The organism is Mammaliicoccus sp. J-M40 (assembly GCF_022386395.1).
Classification (GTDB): Bacteria; Bacillota; Bacilli; order Staphylococcales; family Staphylococcaceae; genus Mammaliicoccus; species Mammaliicoccus lentus.
This window is the reverse complement of record NZ_JAJNIQ010000011.1, coordinates 75,894-94,895: the sequence shown is the minus strand read 5'-3', so window position 1 is coordinate 94,895 and position 19,002 is coordinate 75,894. Positions and strand designations below refer to the sequence as shown.

The 19,002-nt window shown below is 31.5% G+C and carries 19 protein-coding genes and 1 pseudogene; 18 read left to right on the top strand and 2 right to left on the bottom strand.

From position 1 onward, the window contains the following. Positions 1–180: 180 nt before the first annotated feature. A pseudogene (locus LQ688_RS14100) lies at positions 181–264 on the top strand (hypothetical protein); the annotation flags it as partial. A 100-nt stretch (positions 265–364) separates the two neighbouring features. Here LQ688_RS14100 and LQ688_RS11535 read toward each other — a convergent pair. Continuing rightward, on the bottom strand, positions 365–1,396 hold the full coding sequence (locus tag LQ688_RS11535; RefSeq protein WP_182093857.1) for an aminotransferase class IV: 1,032 nt from the start codon (positions 1,394–1,396) through the stop codon (positions 365–367). A gap of 182 nt (positions 1,397–1,578) precedes the next feature. Between LQ688_RS11535 and LQ688_RS11530 the strand changes: the two genes are divergently transcribed. After that, positions 1,579–2,568, top strand: coding sequence for a YdcF family protein (locus tag LQ688_RS11530; RefSeq protein ID WP_182093858.1), 990 nt, complete (start codon positions 1,579–1,581; stop codon positions 2,566–2,568). A 165-nt stretch (positions 2,569–2,733) separates the two neighbouring features. Here the strand turns inward: LQ688_RS11530 and LQ688_RS11525 are convergent, their stop codons facing one another. After that, positions 2,734–3,174: an N-acetyltransferase gene (locus LQ688_RS11525; protein ID WP_017000538.1), complete on the bottom strand. Its 441-nt coding sequence runs from the start codon at positions 3,172–3,174 to the stop codon at positions 2,734–2,736. Positions 3,175–3,309: 135 nt separating this feature from the next. Between LQ688_RS11525 and bshC the strand changes: the two genes are divergently transcribed. From bshC to LQ688_RS11445, 16 genes are all read left to right on the top strand, one after another. Beyond that, entirely contained in the window at positions 3,310–4,926 is a 1,617-nt protein-coding gene (gene bshC, locus LQ688_RS11520; RefSeq protein ID WP_017000539.1) for a bacillithiol biosynthesis cysteine-adding enzyme BshC, read from the top strand. A 144-nt stretch (positions 4,927–5,070) separates the two neighbouring features. Continuing rightward, the gene (mraZ, locus tag LQ688_RS11515) at positions 5,071–5,502 is read left to right on the top strand and encodes a division/cell wall cluster transcriptional repressor MraZ (RefSeq protein WP_017000540.1); all 432 of its coding nucleotides are present in this window, start codon (positions 5,071–5,073) and stop codon (positions 5,500–5,502) included. An 11-nt stretch (positions 5,503–5,513) separates the two neighbouring features. Beyond that, positions 5,514–6,449, top strand: coding sequence for a 16S rRNA (cytosine(1402)-N(4))-methyltransferase RsmH (rsmH, locus tag LQ688_RS11510; protein ID WP_017000541.1), 936 nt, complete (start codon positions 5,514–5,516; stop codon positions 6,447–6,449). 19 nt (positions 6,450–6,468) lie between these two features. After that, positions 6,469–6,849 (top strand): cell division protein FtsL, encoded by a 381-nt coding sequence (ftsL, locus tag LQ688_RS11505; RefSeq protein ID WP_064204076.1) that lies wholly within the window; start codon positions 6,469–6,471, stop codon positions 6,847–6,849. Next, positions 6,836–9,115 carry a penicillin-binding protein gene (locus LQ688_RS11500; protein ID WP_017000544.1) on the top strand — a complete coding sequence of 760 codons (2,280 nt, stop codon included), beginning with the start codon at positions 6,836–6,838 and terminating at the stop codon, positions 9,113–9,115. The genes ftsL and LQ688_RS11500 overlap by 14 nt, the downstream gene beginning before the upstream one ends. A gap of 29 nt (positions 9,116–9,144) precedes the next feature. Then, on the top strand, positions 9,145–10,110 hold the full coding sequence (mraY, locus tag LQ688_RS11495) for a phospho-N-acetylmuramoyl-pentapeptide-transferase (protein ID WP_017000545.1): 966 nt from the start codon (positions 9,145–9,147) through the stop codon (positions 10,108–10,110). A 1-nt stretch (position 10,111) separates the two neighbouring features. Beyond that, positions 10,112–11,461 (top strand): UDP-N-acetylmuramoyl-L-alanine--D-glutamate ligase, encoded by a 1,350-nt coding sequence (murD, locus tag LQ688_RS11490; protein ID WP_064204074.1) that lies wholly within the window; start codon positions 10,112–10,114, stop codon positions 11,459–11,461. Positions 11,462–11,487: 26 nt separating this feature from the next. Continuing rightward, positions 11,488–12,432, top strand: a complete 945-nt coding sequence (locus tag LQ688_RS11485) for a cell division protein FtsQ/DivIB (protein WP_064204073.1) — start codon at positions 11,488–11,490, stop codon at positions 12,430–12,432. A gap of 108 nt (positions 12,433–12,540) precedes the next feature. After that, positions 12,541–13,920, top strand: a complete 1,380-nt coding sequence (gene ftsA, locus LQ688_RS11480; protein ID WP_017000548.1) for a cell division protein FtsA — start codon at positions 12,541–12,543, stop codon at positions 13,918–13,920. 28 nt (positions 13,921–13,948) lie between these two features. After that, positions 13,949–15,106, top strand: a complete 1,158-nt coding sequence (gene ftsZ, locus LQ688_RS11475) for a cell division protein FtsZ (RefSeq protein ID WP_017000549.1) — start codon at positions 13,949–13,951, stop codon at positions 15,104–15,106. A gap of 60 nt (positions 15,107–15,166) precedes the next feature. Then, entirely contained in the window at positions 15,167–15,958 is a 792-nt protein-coding gene (gene pgeF, locus LQ688_RS11470) for a peptidoglycan editing factor PgeF (RefSeq protein WP_182093861.1), read from the top strand. An 8-nt stretch (positions 15,959–15,966) separates the two neighbouring features. Continuing rightward, positions 15,967–16,638 (top strand): YggS family pyridoxal phosphate-dependent enzyme, encoded by a 672-nt coding sequence (locus LQ688_RS11465; protein WP_182093862.1) that lies wholly within the window; start codon positions 15,967–15,969, stop codon positions 16,636–16,638. Between the two features lie 12 nt (positions 16,639–16,650). Then, complete coding sequence (locus tag LQ688_RS11460; RefSeq protein ID WP_017000552.1) at positions 16,651–17,229, top strand: cell division protein SepF; 579 nt, start codon at positions 16,651–16,653, stop codon at positions 17,227–17,229. Positions 17,230–17,241: 12 nt separating this feature from the next. Beyond that, positions 17,242–17,538, top strand: coding sequence for a YggT family protein (locus LQ688_RS11455; protein ID WP_017000554.1), 297 nt, complete (start codon positions 17,242–17,244; stop codon positions 17,536–17,538). A 78-nt stretch (positions 17,539–17,616) separates the two neighbouring features. Next, on the top strand, positions 17,617–18,390 hold the full coding sequence (locus tag LQ688_RS11450; protein WP_182093863.1) for a YlmH family RNA-binding protein: 774 nt from the start codon (positions 17,617–17,619) through the stop codon (positions 18,388–18,390). An 18-nt stretch (positions 18,391–18,408) separates the two neighbouring features. Then, positions 18,409–18,993 carry a DivIVA domain-containing protein gene (locus LQ688_RS11445; RefSeq protein WP_017000559.1) on the top strand — a complete coding sequence of 195 codons (585 nt, stop codon included), beginning with the start codon at positions 18,409–18,411 and terminating at the stop codon, positions 18,991–18,993. The last annotated feature ends 9 nt before the right edge of the window (positions 18,994–19,002 follow it).

Below are 19,002 nucleotides of genomic sequence, written 5' to 3'. Positions count from 1 at the left end.
AAAATCAAACAGATTTATTTTGTTAATACATTCTAAAAAACCAAAGGTTGATTACTTCTAAAGATATTACACATAAATATGGACTTGACTGGTGATGAGATGAAAGTTCATAAATTAATATACTATATGCAAAAACATCATTAACCTTTATAGGAAAAAACAATTATAGACGCTATTTAAAATCCAAATAATTCTATGATTATTCAATCTAAAGTGACAGATGCTTTACAAGCTAAGAACATAAAGAGACAAAGGCCAAATAAATTATAGTCATATGCACATTCAAAACAGAATAAAAATCCCAATCCGCTTTGTAGTTAATGTAACGGATTGGGATTTTTATTTTGCATAAGATTTATATATTTTAAGCTTCAACTTCGTTTAATTGCTTTACATCTAATGTCCAATTAAATATATCTTCTGCTTTGCCTGTTTGTATGTCCTTATATGCTTTATATAATTGTTGAGTAATGCGTGAACTTTGATTGCTATTAAGTATTATCTCATTATTTAAGTGTGAAATTCTATTTACGGGCGTAATTGCTTTTAATGTGTCTGTGCAGAAGACTTCAGTTAAAATACCTTTGTCATTTGCTAATACGATATCTTCTATAGCTATTTCTTTTTCTGATACTTGATATCCGAGGTTATTGGCGAGTTCAATCATAGTTTGGCGCATAATTCCTGGTTTAATACTCCCATTTAATTTTGGAGTTACAATTTCATTATTGATTACGAAAAAGATGTTTTTGTTACTAACTTCTTCTATATATTTCTTTTCTATACCTTCTAACCATAGTACGTTATCATATCCTTTTTCTTGAGCCTGCTTTTGTGCTAAAAATTGTGAAGCAAAGCTGCCTCCAAATTGTGTGTAACCTGCGTCTCCTCTTATTGATTTTACAAGTTCTTGTTCCACATATAATGAAATAGCGTTTGGTAACGTTTGATCTGATTGTTTTGGAATAGTTGAAACTATAATATTGAAATTATATTCTTCAGATTTGCTTACACCTAATTTACTTTCTGTAGCATACATAAAGGGACGTATGTATATTGAGTTTTCTTCATTAATGTTTATAGAGCTATCAACATTGAGTAATTGGATTAGGGTATTAATCACAGGTTCTACTGGAATGGTGGGCATTTCTAATCTTGTTAAAGAATGATTGAATTTATTTAAGTGATCATATGGTTTGAAAATGGAGAAGTTATTTTTATCATTAAAGGCTATCATATCTTCGAAAACTGTTTGACCGTAATGTAAACATTGCGCGCTAGGTGAAATTGTTATGGGGGCATAAGGTCTTATTACGGGTTTTGACCAACCTATATCTGAGTGATACGACATGTTGATCATATATTCGGAAAATTTATTAATCGATTCATCATTCATTGTTATTGCCTCCTAAAAAGTTTATGTAATGTTGAATAGTATATCAGCTACATTGACCTAATACAATACGTTATTTGAATATTCTGATAATTAATAAAATGATTTTATTCTTTATTTTATGAATATTTTTCATTATGATGATATACTTTTATTGTTATGAGTAATGGGAAGGGGTGAGCATAATGACAGTGGGTATTGTTTTTTTAATAATATTTTTATTGAGTTTTAAAATAGAATTTCGCCAATATAAAAATGTTTATTTTCTAGCTATTATTTTTATGTCGGTTTTAATCAGTATATTTGTGAACCTAATCATCCCAAGTTTTGAATTAAATATGAATGTGAATTACTTATTAATTCTTAATATGTTTTATGGTGTATTAGTTATTGTAGTTATGCTATTGTCACTTCTCAATACCAAAAAGAAAATTGCGAATGAAGGTAAATTTGTTAATAATATGCTCGTTTTAGGTTATGGTGTTTTTATTCTTATTAATTTCTTAATCATTAGTTTTAAGCCAGATTCAATTTTAAAATTTTATGAAGGTATATGGATTGTATACGTATCACTAATATTCTATTACTTAAACATTATCTTCATATTTCAAAATCTTTATGCTTGGATCATAAGTGGGTTATCAAGAAAAAGAAAAAGTCATTTCATTATCGTTTTAGGAGCAGGCATTATAGAAGACAAAGTAACTCCATTACTTCAAGCAAGATTAGATAAAGCAATTAAAATAAAAAAGAAAAATTTAGATGCGGTGTTTATAGTAAGTGGAGGCCAAGGACCAGACGAAATTGTAAGTGAAGCAGAAGCTATGCGTAAATATTTGTTGAGTCAAGGGGTATCAAATAAAGATATTATTATGGAAGAAAAATCTACAAATACTAAAGAGAACCTTATATATTCTTATGATATTATGAAAAAATATGAAGTAAATCCGTTTGCGATTATTGTTTCGAATTATTTTCATATATTGAGAGCTGGATTTTTATCAAAGCAATTAAAGATTGATGCTACTGTTTCAGGTGGTGTTTCAAAGACATACTTTTATCCTAACACGTATGTTAGAGAATTCATGGCTTTGTTGGTCATGTTTAAGAAGACACATATAATCGCATTTTTATTGATAACAGCTTATGTTATATCGTACGTATTAACACAATAAGAGGGTGTCGCCTCTAAGACGAAAGAAATTTTAACTAAATACGTTATATCTAAATTTCAATTGATGACTATATAAAAATAACATCTCATTTCTAACTGAATAAATCAGTGAAATGAGATGTTATTTATTTTAAGTTAGGAATTATATTCCAGACTGTTTTTTTATTTAAGGAGTCCAAATTACAACGTCTTCTCCAGATTGATTTTGTTGCTCGATATCTTTAAATCCATGATTTACAAAGAAATCTTTAGATTGGTTACGTGCAATACATTTAATTGGTAGGCCATAGCTTTTAGCATAGTCTAATAATTGCAATCCGTAACCTCTGTCTTGATAATCTTTTAACACTTCTAGTTTCCATAAAATCAAATAATCACTAAAGTTAGGGAAATAAGTCTTCTCAACTTCATCTTGCTTGAATAAGCACATTCGAGCAACTAATTTATCCCCAACATAAATACCGAAAAATGGTGAATCTGAACTTGCATCTATAATTTTGCCTTTTAGTTCTTCTACCATATATAAACCTTCGTTACCGAAGTTTCGGAATTGTTCAAATGCTTCTTCTGTTTTGTAATTAATTTGTAAATGTTCTACTTTTGCCATGATAATCCCCCCTTGCTCTTTTCTTAATTATACTTCATTTATAACAAATTTTAAATTATAAGCCGTTAGATTGTTTTATTTAGCTATAATCTTTATACTTATTATAGTAATCAATTCTGAAGGAGAAAGACACGTATGGACTGTATAAAGACGTTAATTGATAAACAAAATAGTTTCATAGATAGATACACTAATCAAAGTGAAGAAATACTGAATTTTTATGATTATAAGCCAGGCTTACAAGATGAATTCGTTAGACGAAGCGAGACATCTGCTAATGGTAGAGAAGAAATATTAGCACATGTTATAAGAAATTACATGTCTGATTTAACTTTATCAAAGGCTCAAGAAACTAATATTCAAAATTTAAGTAAAGGTCATAAAGTTGTAATTGGTGGTCAACAGGCGGGGTTGTTTACAGGACCACTTTATACATTTCATAAAATCATTTCTATCATTATTTTAGCTAAAGAGCAAAGTCAAAAATTAAATCAACCTATCATACCAGTATTTTGGATTGCTGGGGAAGATCATGATTTTGATGAAGTGAATCATACATACGCGTATGACCGTATCACAAGACAGTTAAATAAAATCAAATATAATACTGTAGAACCACCAGAAAAAAGTGTTTCTGAATATGTATTTGACGAAGAGCTTATATTGAAAGCTTTAGATGATATGTTTAAATCTATTGGAGAAACAAAACATTCAAAAGATTTAAAATCGTTAATCACTCAAATAGTAAAGGATGCTCGTTCATGGAGTGATATGTTTAAATATTTAACACATGAAATTTTTAAAGAATACGGTTTATTAGTAATTGATGCTCATCACCCAAGATTAAGAGAAATGGAAAAACCATTCTTCAAACAAATTATAAATAATTATAAACAAGTTGATGAAGCCTTCAGAACAACGCAAAATAATTTTGCAGAAGTTATCAAAAATCGCATGATTTTGACTGATACGAATGTACATTTATTCTATGAGTATAATGACAAACGTCAATTAATAATGGCGGATGAAAATGCTTTTTATTTAAGTAAGGATTCTGAGGTTGTATTTAGTGAAGATGAATTGCTACAACTAATAGATAATTACCCAGAGAGATTTTCTAATAATGTGGTAACAAGACCTCTTATGGAAGAATATTTATTTAATACTTTAAGCTTTATTGGTGGTCCAAGCGAAATAATCTATTGGGGAGAGTTAAAAGGTGTATTCAACGTATTAAATATTGAAATGCCAATTGTAACACCTAGAATGCGTATAAGTTATTTAACTCAAGAAGCGAAAAAAGCTATAGAATCATATGAACTAGATATAAATGATATTTTAATAGAGGGCGTACAAAGTGATAAAGATAAGTTTATACGTGCTCAAGCATCTGATGAAGTATTAAGAGAAATTGAAAAAATGAAAGATATACAAACATCATTCCACCATAAATTAATTGATGAAATCGGTGATGAATATCAAAATAGACAATTAATAGAAAAAAACAACAAAATTCATCAACATCAGTATCAGTACTTATTAGATCGATATTTGCTGAATGTTGAAAGAGAAAACGAAATTAGTATGAGACATTTTGAAATAATAGAAAATACGTTACACCCTCACCAAGGTTTGCAAGAAAGAGTGTGGAATCCGGTACAAATTATGAATCAATTTGGGACAGATGTGTTCAGTCCCTCCACCTATCCACCACTTTGTTACACTTTCGAACATATAACAATAGAAGTATAGAAATATCAACGGTTACACCGAATTTACAGACTTGTAAATTCGGTGTTTTTTTTATGTATTGTACAAATTTTGAGAAAACTTGTATAAATAGTGGAGGATTGTGGGGGAATGTGGTAAATTATAAATAAGGTGAGGTGAAATAAAATGTTCATGGGTGAATATCAACATCAATTAGATACTAAAGGACGTATGATTGTACCTTCGAAATTTAGATATGATTTGAATGAACGTTTTATTATCACTAGAGGCCTAGATAAATGTCTGTTTGGTTATACACTTGAAGAGTGGGCACGCATCGAAGAAAAATTAAAAAACTTACCTATTACAAAAAAAGATGCACGTAAATTTATGAGAATGTTTTTCTCAGGTGCTGTTGAAGTTGAATTAGACAAACAAGGACGTATTAACATCCCGCAGAATTTAAGAACATATGCAAATTTAAGTAAAGAATGTACAGTAATTGGTGTTTCTAACAGAATTGAAATTTGGGATAGAAACACTTGGAATGATTTTTATGATGAATCTGAAGACAATTTTGAGGACATTGCAGAAGATCTCATCGATATTGATTTTTAGGAGTGGAGTAAATGTTTCATCACGTATCAGTACTATTAAGAGAAACAGTAGACAAATTAGACATAAAACCCGATGGTACATACGTAGATTGTACATTAGGTGGAGCTGGGCATAGTTTATACCTAGCCGAACAATTGAATGATGATGGTCATCTAATTGCAATCGATCAAGATGAGACGGCTATTCAACATGCTAAAAATATTTTGAAGGATCATATCCATAAAGTAACCTTTGTACAAGACAACTTTAGAAATTTAGAACATATATTAGAATCATTAGATATAAGCAAAGTAGATGGTGTGCTTTATGACTTGGGCGTTTCAAGTCCGCAACTTGATACTCCTGAAAGAGGTTTTAGTTATCATTATGATGCAAAGCTTGATATGAGAATGGACCAAACTCAATCACTATCTGCATATGAAGTGATAAACGAATGGCCGTATGAGCAACTTGTTAAAACATTTTTTAGATATGGTGAAGAGAAGTTCTCTAAACAAATAGCTAGAAAGATTGAAGCAAGACGAGAAAATGCTCCTATAGAAACGACTTTCGAACTAGTGGATTTGATAAAAGAAGGAATCCCAGCTGCTAAGCGTAGAAAAGGCGGACACCCAGCTAAAAGAGTGTTCCAAGCTGTGAGAATTGCAGTGAATGATGAGCTAGGAGCCTTTGAAGAATCTATTGAAGCAGCTATACAACATGTCAAAGTTGGTGGGAGGATTTCCGTTATCACTTTCCATTCTTTAGAAGATCGTTTGTGTAAACAAGTATTTCAAGAGTATGAAAAAGGGCCGGATGTCCCAAGAGGATTACCAGTTGTACCTGAGGAATACCAACCTAAACTCAAAAGAGTTAACAGAAAGCCTATTATTTCTGATGACGAGGAACTTGAAGAAAATAACCGAGCAAGAAGTGCGAAGCTAAGAGTAGCAGAAATCTTAAAGTAGTTAGAGGAGTGGCAATTGAATGGCAGTAGAGAGAATATATCCAAATTATAGACCTGACGAGTGGCAAGAGCCACAAGTCGAACCGCAAAGAAAAAAAGTTACCAAAAGTAAAGTAGTTGGCATATCAAGGATAGAAAAGTTTGTATACATAACACTAATAACTATGATTGCGTTGATAAGTATTTATATGCTATCTTTAAAAATGGATGCGTACAATAATAAAACTCAAATTGCAGAATTAGATAATAAAATTGAAGAGCAAAAAACTACTAATGGTGATTTGAAAACAGAATCTATGAAGCAGTCATCATATGAACGTATCTACGAAAAAGCTGAAGACTATGGTCTTAAGTTGAATAACAACAATGTAAAGGTAGTGCGTAGTGATGCCAAAAATTAAAATAAAGAAAAATAAAATAGGAGCAGTCCTCTTAGTAAGTTTTTTCGGACTGCTCTTTTTTATATTGGTCTTAAGATATTCCTACCTCATGATCAGCGGACAAGCTGCTGGAGAGGATTTAGCATATAGAGCAAGTGAAAAATATTTAAGACAAACAGTTGCTCAACCTGAAAGAGGTAAAATTTATGACAGAAATGGAAAAGTGTTAGCAGAAGACACGGATAGTTATAAATTGGTCGCTATTCTAGATAAAAAAATGAGTAAAGATAGTGATAAACCGAGGCACGTAAAAGATAAAGAGAAAACAGCAAAAGAACTTTCGAAAATCTTAAAAATGGATGAAAAAGATGTATTAAAAAGGTTGAAAACTAAAAATGCTTTCCAAGTTGAATTTGGTCAAAAAGGAAAAGATTTAACTTATAAGCAAAAAACAGATATTGAGAAATTAAAACTTCCAGGTATTACTTTTGAAACCGAAAAGAAACGATTTTATCCAAATGGCAATTTTGCATCCCATCTTATAGGATTAGCTGATAAAGATCAGGAAACTAATAAGTTAACAGGTGTATATGGTGCTGAAAAAGTCTTTGATAGTTATCTAAAAGGTAAGACAGGTAAAAATTCTTATAAACAAGATATTTGGGGCATGTTAGTACCAAACTCAGAAGATAATATTGAAGCTAAAAATGGTGACGATGTACATCTAACATTAGATTCGAATATCCAAGTATTTGTTGAGAATGCATTAGATAAAATGGTTGATCGTTATGAACCAGAAGATTTATTTGCAGTTGTTATGGATGCTAAATCAGGTGAAATATTAGGCTATAGTCAACGACCGACATTTAATCCAGATACAAAAGAAGACTTTGGTAAAAAATGGGCGAATGATTTATATCAAAATACATATGAACCTGGTTCGACATTTAAAACGTACGGACTAGCTGCTGCAATTGAAGAAGGCAAATTCGAACCTAATAAAAAATTCAAAACAGGTCATAGAGAAATTGACGGATTTAAAATTTATGACTGGAACGATGATGGCTGGGGTAATATACCTATGACAACTGGATTCACATATTCAGCAAACACTTTAATGATGAAATTACAAGATTTAGTTGGTGCAGATAAAGCGAAAACTTATTATGAAAAATTCGGTTTTGGTAAGAAAACAGGAAGTTTATTCGATAGCGAAGCTCCTGGTAACATTGCATTTGATAATGAACTTCAAAGAAAAACATCTTCGTTTGGACAATCTACAACTGTAACGCCAATTCAAATGTTACAGGCAGAAACTGCGATTTTAAATCAAGGTAATATGTTACAACCATATTATGTTCAATCAATAAAAAATCAACAAACTAAAGAAACGATTAAAGAAGGTAAGAAAAAAGTAGTAGGTAATCCAATTTCAAAAGATACAGCTCAGAAAACGATGACTGAATTGGATAAAGTGGTAAATAGTAAAGACAGTAATGCAACCAATTACAAAATTGATGGATATCGTGTTGCTGGTAAGACAGGTACTGCACAAGTTCCTGACACTAAAGGTGGCGGATACGTAGATGGGGCTAATCCTTACTTTGTAAGTTTTATGGGGTATGCACCAGCTAAAGATCCAGAAGTAGTAGTTTATGCAGGTATGTCGCTAGCTAAGAAACGAGATTTAGAAGCTTATGAATATGGTGTTTCTCGTGGCTTTAATCCAATAATGGAGAATACATTGAAATATTTAGATGTAGAAGAAAGTGAAGGAAAAGAGAAAAATGACTCTTCAAAAGTTCCAGATGTTGTTAATATGGAAACTAAAAAGGCTACAGACATTGTAAAAGGTAAGAAATTAGAACCTGTCGTTATCGGTAATGGAGAAAAAATAATAAAACAATTACCACTAAAAGATAAAAGCGTACAAGATAAAGAAAGAGTATTACTTGTGACAGATGGCGAACTAACAATGCCTAATACTGAAAAATGGACAAAACGTGATATATTAAAACTTCAAGAAGCGACTGGTATTAAAGCTGAAACAGAAGGTTCTGGTTATGTTAAAGAACAATCAGTAGATGAAAATCAAAAAATTAAATCAGGCACTGAAGTTAAATTTACGTTGTCTAATAATCATCCAAATGGAGATGATTCAATAGGGCAAGTACCAGAAGAAGATACAAGTGAAAAAGATAAAGAAGATAAAGAAGATAAAGAGAAAGATAATAAAGATAAAAAAGAAGAGAAATCGAATGATTCTAAAGAATCAGATGATTCCTGATAAATAAACAAAAGAAAAGGTGAACTATTATGAATTTTACGCTACCTGTCATTGCGTTTTTATTGACTTTGATTCTTGTACCAATACTTATCCCCACACTTAAAAAACTTAAGTTTGGGCAGAGTATAAGAGAAGAGGGTCCTCAAAGTCATATGAAAAAAACAGGCACACCAACAATGGGCGGATTGACATTTTTACTTTCTACCATTGTAGTGACGGTTATTGCATTATTTTTCGCTGACCAAATCGGACCACTAATTTTATTATTATTTGTCACAATAGGTTTTGGACTGATTGGTTTTATAGACGATTATATAATTGTCGTTAAAAAAAATAACCAAGGCTTAACGAGTAAACAGAAGTTTTTAGCTCAAATTGCAATAGCTGTAATATTTTATATTGTCAGTGTTGCGTTACCAAATTATCAATTTGAGTCAGCGATTAATATACCGTTTACTGATTGGTCATTACCGTTATCAGTATTCTATATCGTGTTTATTATATTTTGGCAAGTAGGATTTAGTAATGCTGTTAACTTAACTGATGGGTTAGATGGCTTATCGACTGGGCTATCTGTTATAGCATTTGCATTTTATGCAATATTGTCATTTGTTTTAGATAAACCAGAAATAGGGTTATTCTGTTTAGTGATGTTAGCTAGTTTAATTGGATTCTTAATTTATAATAAGTATCCAGCAAAAGTATTTATGGGTGACACAGGTAGCTTGGCATTAGGCGGTATCTTTGCAACTATTTCTATTATGTTAAATCAAGAAATTACTTTATTATTGATCGGTTTTGTATTCGTTATTGAAACTTTATCTGTAATGCTACAAGTAACTTCGTATAAACTTACTGGGAAAAGAATATTTAAAATGAGTCCATTGCACCATCATTTTGAATTAGTAGGTTGGAGTGAATGGAAAGTTGTATTAGTATTTTGGGCTACTGGTATCATTACAGGGGCTATAGGTCTATGGATTGGAGTGATGTAAAGTGAAGCCATATACTGGATTGAAAGATAAGAACGTCTTGATTTTAGGGTTAGCAAAAAGTGGATATGAAAGTGCTAAGCTTTGTAAGAAACTAGGTGCAAACGTTATAGTAAATGATGGACAAGATTTAACGAACAATCCACATGCATTGGAGCTTGTAAATGATGGGATTAAAGTTATTAGTGGTGAACATCCACTGAGTTTATTGGATAATAATCCATTAATCGTTAAAAACCCAGGTATCCCATATAAAATTCCTTTATTACAAGAGGCATTAAATAAAAATTTAAAAATCATAACGGAAATTGAGTTAAGTTATTATATTTCTGAAGCGCCTATAATTGGTATCACAGGAACAAACGGGAAAACTACAGTTACTTCACTAATTGGTGATATGTTTGGAAATAGCAAAGTGAAAGGCCAAGTATCGGGCAATATAGGTGTTGTAGCATCGAAAGTAGCACAAGATGTGACGAAAGATGATTACCTAATTACTGAGTTATCGTCATTCCAACTTCTAGGAACGGTTGAATACAGGCCTCATATTGCAATTGTTACAAATATTTATTCAGCTCACTTAGATTATCATGGTTCATTAGAAGAGTATCAAAATGCTAAAAAGAATATATTTAAAAATCAAACTGAAGATGATTATCTAATATTTAATTATGAACAAAGACATCTTATTGACAAAGATGAAATTAAATCAAAGATTTTATATTTTTCAACAGAACAAGAGGTAAACGGGATATACATCAAAGACGATTATGTAGTATATAATGGTGTGCGTATTATTAACACGAATGACATCGTATTACCTGGTAAGCATAATTTAGAAAATGTATTAGTAGCAGTTCTCGCTTCTATTATATCCGGAGTAGATATCAAGTCTATAGTTCATACCCTTACTACATTCTCTGGGATAAAACATAGACTACAGTACATAGGAACAAACAGAGGTAATAAATATTACAATGATTCGAAAGCTACAAATACATTAGCAACAAGATTTGCGTTAAGCTCATTTAATTCACCAATTATTTGGTTATGTGGGGGATTAGATAGAGGTAATGATTTCGACGATTTAATTCCTTATATGGATAAAGTTAGATTAATGGTCACTTTTGGTGAAACAAAAGGTAAATTAAAAACTTTAGGTGCAAGTCAAGGTAAAGAAGTACTAGAAGCTAAAGATGTTAAAGGTGCTGTTGATTTAATACAAGATCATATTCAATCTAATGATGTTGTATTATTATCTCCCGCATGCGCAAGTTGGGATCAATACGATACATTTGAAGCACGTGGAGATGAATTTATTGAGAGTTTCCAAAAACATTTACCTTCATTCTAGAAAAATGGTTATAAGGAGTGACAACAGTGAGTAAGAGTTCTGATAAAAATGAAGATATTTTACAATTTGAAACGGCTACAGAAGATAAACACCTTAAAAGTCTAAAAACAAAAAGAAAGCGTAGACGACAAATTCAATTAGGCGTATTCATTGGTGTTATACTCCTTGTCTTGTTAGTAGTTTTATATATGTTTACGGATATCAGTAAAGTAGATAAAGTAGAAATTAATGGTGAAAAGCTTGTTGCTAAAAAAGATATCGAAAAAGCATTAAATATAAAATCTGATTCTAGAATTTATAATTTGCCAATGAGCGAAATGAAATCTAAGATTGAAAAAATCGAAGGTATTAAAAATGTTGAAATAAAGCGTCGTTTTCCTAATGATTTAATCGTAAATGTTAAAGAATATGAAACAATAGGCTTAATCAAAAATAAAAAAGGGTATGAACCACTATTGGAAAACGGTTCTACTATCAAAAAATTATCAACAGATTTACCAATCGATGTTCCGATTTTAAATGACTTCACTTCTAAAAAATTAAACAAAATTGTACCAGAGTTAAAGAAAGTAAAACCTAAAGTAAAATCAATGATTTCAGAAATTAATTATAAACCAGGTGAAAATAATCAAAATAGAATCCAAATGTTTATGACAGATAATGTAGAAGTTGTTGGAGATATTCAAACTTTTGCAAATAAAATTAACTATTATCCTAGCATATCTGATAAATTAGAGAGAGATAATACTGGAGAATTAAAAACACCAGGTTTTGTTGATTTACAAGTCGGTGCTACATTCTTACCATATGAATCTAAAGAACAACAAAAAGAGCGTGCAAATAAAGAAAGTGAACAAGAAGAAAATACAAAATCTGAGCAACAAAAGTTAGATCAAGCATTACAAGATTTATCAAAAGAACTAGAAAAATCTGATGAAGAACCAAAATCAACAGAAAAATCATCAGATTAACTAAAAATTCAACAAATAAACCTATTATTAGTTCACATTAAAACATCAATCATGTAAACTAAGAATAGTGTAAATTAGATTATCATGTCTTAGAGGAGGTGCCTATCGATGGAGGAACATTATTATATTAGTTTAGATATAGGTTCATCGAGTGTAAAAGTAATTGTAGGAGAAAAATTTCATAATGGCATTAACGTGATAGGTACAGGGCAAACGTTTACAAATGGAATAAGAAATGGTTGTATAGATGATTTTGATATTGCTAAGCAAGCAATTAAAGATACAATCAAAAAAGCGGCGATTGCTTCTGGAGTAGACATTAAAGAAGTTTTCTTAAAAATGCCTATCGTAAATACGGAAATATATGATGAAAAATATGAAATACCATTTGAAGGAACAGAAACAGAGATTGATGGTGCTCACATAGAATCTGTCTTAGAAGGCATAAGAGGATTGAATGACGTACCTGAAACCGAAGTTGTTGGGGTATTCCCAATGAAATTCATAGTAGATGATTTGCATGAAGTTTCAGACCCTAAAGAAATGGTTGCTACACAATCATTGAAGGTTGAAGCTGGTGTGATTGCAACATCTAAATCACTTTTAATCAATATAATTAAATGTGTAGAATCATGTGGTGTAGATGTATTAGAAGTATTCTCAGATGCTTATAATTATCAGTCAATCTTATCGCCAACAGAAGTTGAGTTAGGCGCTTGTGTCATTGATATAGGTGAAGATTTAACTCAAGTAGGTTTCTATGAACGAGGCAATCTTGTTGATGCGGATACAATTGAAATGGCAGGAAGAAGCATTACAACAGATATTGCTAAAGCATTAAATACTACATATGACAACGCTGAAAAAATCAAACAACAATATGGTCATTCATTCTATGACTCAGCATCTGATCAAGATGTTTTCAGTGTTGAGCAAATCAATGAAGAAGGTCACGCACAATTTACTCAAAAAGAATTAAGTGAAATTATTGAATCAAGAATGGAAGAAATTTTCTTCGATGTTTTTGATTTATTACAAGATATGGGTATTACAAATGTTAACGGTGGATTTATCGTAACTGGCGGTACTTCAAATCTATTAGGAATTAAAGAATTATTACAAGATATGGTGAACGAAAAAGTACGTATACACACACCATCTCAAATGGGAATTCGCAAACCAGAATTTACGTCAAGTATCTCTACCATATCTAGTGGAATTGTCTTTGATGAGCTACTAGATTATGTTACAATGAATAATTATGATGCGGATACAATTGAAGAAGAAACTTATGATGAAGTAAATCAAGAATCTAAAGCAAAACCTTATGAACAATGGTTTAAGAAAAAACAAAACAAAGACAAAAATAATGATACAAAAGCTTCAAGTTCTGGTAACGACAATCACTCCGAAGCTGATTATGATTCGGATAGTCAAGAAGAGAAGCCAAGTGTATTCAAGAAATTAATGAAATCGTTATTTGATTGATGGGTCATAAAGATTAGGAGGATAATAAATGTTAGAATTTGAGCAAGGATTTAATCATTTAGCTACTTTAAAAGTAATTGGTGTTGGTGGCGGCGGTAACAACGCTGTAAACCGTATGATAGACCATGGTATGAATAATGTAGAATTTATTTCTATTAACACAGATGGTCAAGCGTTAAACTTATCTAAAGCGTCATCAAAAATTCAAATTGGTGAAAAATTAACTCGTGGTTTAGGAGCAGGTGCTAACCCAGAAATTGGTAAAAAAGCTGCTGAAGAATCTCGTGAACAAATAGAAGATGCTATTCAAGGTGCCGATATGGTATTCGTAACTGCAGGTATGGGTGGCGGAACTGGTACAGGTGCTGCACCAGTTGTTGCTAAAATTGCTAAAGAAATGGGTGCATTAACAGTTGGTGTTGTTACTCGTCCATTTAGCTTTGAAGGTCGCAAACGTCAAACACAAGCTGCAGCTGGCGTAGAATCTATGAAAGCTTCAGTAGACACTTTAATCGTTATTCCTAACGATCGTTTATTAGATATTGTAGATAAATCTACACCTATGATGGAAGCTTTCAAAGAAGCAGACAATGTATTACGTCAAGGTGTACAAGGTATCTCTGATTTAATCGCTGTTTCTGGTGAAGTAAACTTAGACTTTGCAGACGTAAAAACGATTATGTCTAACCAAGGTTCAGCATTAATGGGTATCGGTGTTTCTTCTGGTGAAAATAGAGCAATTGAAGCGGCTAAGAAAGCAATTTCTTCTCCATTATTAGAAACATCTATCGTAGGCGCTCAAGGTGTCCTTATGAACATTACGGGTGGAGAATCACTATCTCTATTCGAAGCACAAGAAGCTGCTGATATCGTTCAAGATGCTGCTGACGAAGATGTTAACATGATATTTGGTACAGTTATTAATCCTGAATTACAAGACGAATTAGTCGTTACAGTAATTGCAACAGGTTTTAATGATAAACCTTCTAGTGCGCGCAAACCTCAAGGTGGCGGAGCATTTGGTGGAACTACAGAAGCACCTTCCAAAAGAGATGAAGGAGAGTCACTAGATAGAAAAGCTTCATTTGAAAGTAAACCTGCTGCAAATGAATCAACTGATGATAGTGATATTCCAAGTTTCATTCGAAATAGAGAAGATAGACGTTCTAGACGCTCTAGACGATAAATGAACTTTAAAAGTCATCAGGCATATGTCCTGATGACTTTTTTTATTAGGAGAGATAACATGGAAGAAATATTTAGTCAGCAAAATCACCACTTATCATATAATGTTCAAAAAAGACCTAATTTAACAATTGGAATCACAACAAGAACTGATGGTCACAGTCCTTACCCAAATAATGCTTTTAACATGGCGCGTTATATAGATGATAATCCAGAGAATATTACAAAACACCAAAGAATATTAGCTGATGAGATTGGCTTCTCGTGTGATTCATGGGTGTTTCCAATCCAAACTCATGAAAATAAAATTCAAGAAGTTAAATCATCAGATAGAGGTAAAAATATATCAGAGCTTACTAACGAGTTATATGGATTAGATGGATTATACACTTATGAATCAAATATTTTACTGACAATGTGTTTTGCTGATTGCGTACCAATTTATTTGTATGATACGAATAGCGAGTATGTCGGACTTTGTCATGCAGGTTGGAGAGGAACTCAATCGCAAATCATTAAAGAGATGATTGAAAACTATAAAGGTAATATTGAGAACCTTAGAATTGTTATCGGTCCTTCAACTTCAAATAGTTATGAAATTAACGATGATATTTACAATAAATTTAAGTCTTTACCAATTGATTCATCTTTATATATTGAAAACAGAGGTCAGAATAAACATGGTATAGATTTGAAAAGAGCAAATGAATTGTTAGCTATATTTTATGGTGTAAAACCAGAACATATCGTTAAGACAAATCATTGTACAGCTAGTGAAACAGATAAGTTCTTTTCCTATAGAGTAGAACAAGGAAATACTGGAAGAATGCTTGCATTTATAGGTAGAAAGTAGGTATAATTTTGAAATCGGTAAAAGAAAATTTAGTAGATATAGAGTCACAAATTCGTAACAGTACTAAAGAATCAAGTTTTGAAACATCACCTCAAGTGATTGTTGTTACAAAATATGTTACAATAGACCGAGCTATAGAAGCTTATCAAGCTGGTTTAAGAAATTTCGGTGAAAATAGAATTGAAGGTTTCATTGAAAAGAAAAAGCAACTTCCTGATGATGCAATTATGCATTTTATTGGGTCTCTGCAAACAAGAAAAGTAAAAGAAGTCATTGATGACATCGAATACTTACACGCACTAGATAGGTTGAAATTAGCAAAAGAAATAGAAAAACGTGCCAATCATAAAGTTAAATGTTTTGTTCAAGTTAATGTTTCAGGTGAGGAATCTAAACACGGTATGTCACCAGAAGAAGTCATTCCTTTTATTAAAGAAATGGAAAATTTTGAACACATTGAAATTGTTGGTTTAATGACTATGGCACCACTAACCGAAGACAAAGAAAAATTAAGACAATATTTCAAACAACTAAGACTGTTAAAAGATAAAGTACAATCATTAAATCTGAGCTATGCACCATGTACAGAATTATCTATGGGCATGAGCAATGATTTTAATGAAGCAATAATAGAAGGTGCTTCATATGTTCGAATTGGTACAAAATTAGTTGGTGAATAAGGAGTGTAAATTATGGCTATTAAAGATGTGTTTAAAGGTTTCTTCATAGTAGATGATGAAGAGGAAGTATACGAAGAACCACGTCAAGAGCAAAGTAGAGCCCCCGAGCAAGAACAAAGCTCTCAAGAGAAAAAGAAAACAGCACAGAATACTTTAAAAAGTGTACCGTCACAACAGAATAATACAACAAGATATCAATCACAACGTTCACGTGATTTTAATAAACCTGAAAGGAAAGAAGCCATGAGTGAAAAACGTACAAATTCATCTCAAACAAATGTGGTGAGCATGGGTGGTAATATGGATTTTGCGCAAAATTCAAAAATGTGCTTGTTTGAACCAAGAGTATTTTCTGATACACAAGATATCGCAGATGAACTTAAAAATAGAAGAACAACACTAGTAAACTTACAAAGAATAGATAAAGTATCTGCTAAAAGAATAATCGATTTCTTAAGTGGAACAGTTTATGCTATCGGCGGTGACATTAGAAGAGTTGGGACAGATATTTTCTTGTGCACACCTGATAATGTTGAAGTTGCTGGATCAATCACAGAACAAATTGAACAAGTTGACCCTTATCAAGAATAGAGGAAATAGTATATGGATAGTGGATTATTAAGTACAATTTTAGGATTTGTATTGTTTGTTGTTAAAATTTATCAATATGGTATGATTGTTTACTTCTTAACATCTTGGTTACCTGGATTAAGAGAAGGAGCTATAGGACAATTTTTAGGTAAGATTTATGAACCGTTTTTAGAACCTTTCAGAAAAATAATTCCACCTCTAGGTATGTTAGACATATCTTCAATTGTGGCTTTTATTACTTTAAGTTTATTCTATGTAGGTTTAATAAGCGTATTCAATATGTTTGTACCTGTAGTACCAATCCTGTAAATTTAACATGAATGATATAGTGTAATGGGATGGGACAATGCGTCCATCCTTTTTTTATATATATTTAGAGGTGTAACAATGGATATCTATCAACATTTTAGAAAAGAAGAAAGAGAAGAAATTGATTTATTTATTAATAAATGTGAAATAGCAGAAAGAAATTATCAACATGTTCTTACGGACTTTTTAGACCCTCGAGAACAATACATTTTAGATACAATAGTTGGTAGTTTTGAAGGATTAAGAGTCCATTATTTTGGCGGAGGTAATGAGGCTGAAAGAAAGCGTGCAATAATTGCTCCTGATTACTTCACTCCAGAAGAAGAAGACTTTGAAATAGTATTAATCGAACTTAATTATCCAACTAAGTTTGTAACATTAACACATCGAAATATATTAGGAACGATAATGTCTCTAGGAATTGATCGTAATCAATTAGGTGATATTATTGTTAACGAAAAAATACAATTTGTTTTGACAAAAAGATTTGAATCATATATTATGTTAGAATTAACAAAAATTAAACGTGCAGGAATCAAATTGAGTTCTATTCCTTTTCAAAATATGATACAATCAAATGAGAATTGGGTTACACGAGATACAACTGTGAGTGCTATGAGGCTTGATGTAATTGTAAAGCATATAACTAATAAAAGTAGAGCGCTAAGCAAGAAACTCATAGAAGGTAAACGTGTAAAAGTCAATCATAGAGAGATTGAAAGAGTAGACTTTTTAGTCGAAGAGAATGATTTACTATCGATAAAAGGATACGGTCGTGCTAAGATTGTAGCCAATAACGGTGAATCAAAAAAAGGCAAATTACGTATAACATATCGTACTTTGTTTAAATAGTGCTAAGGAGGAAAACTGATGGCATTTACCCCAGAAAATATTAAACAAAAAGAATTTAGTAGAGTGCATAAAGGCTTAGATGAATCAGAAGTACGTCAATATCTAGAATCATTAAGCGATGAAATAGAAAAATTAAAATCAGAAAAAGCGCAATTACAAACATTAATAGATGATAAAGATGAAAATATTAATCGTTTTAGAGCGGTCGAAAACACAATTTCTGAAGCAATATTACAAGCTCAAAAAGCAGGCGAACAAACAAAGCATTCCGCTGAGCTAAAAGCTGATTCTATAGTTAAAGAAGCAGAAGGTAGAGCTAATATTATCATCAATGATGCTTTACAAAAAGCACGTAAAATAAGCTTCCAAACTGAAGATATGAAGAGACAATCTAAAGTATTTAGATCTCGTTTTCGTATGTTAGTAGAAGCGCAACTTGATTTGTTGAAGAATGATGATTGGGATTATTTATTAAATTATGATATTGATCAACAACAAGTTACTGAAGAAAATATTGACATTTTGCAAAAAGAAGAACAAAATAATCAAGAGAAGATTAATAATCAATCTATAGATAGTGATGAGGACGCGTCTAAAGAATAATTATAGTAG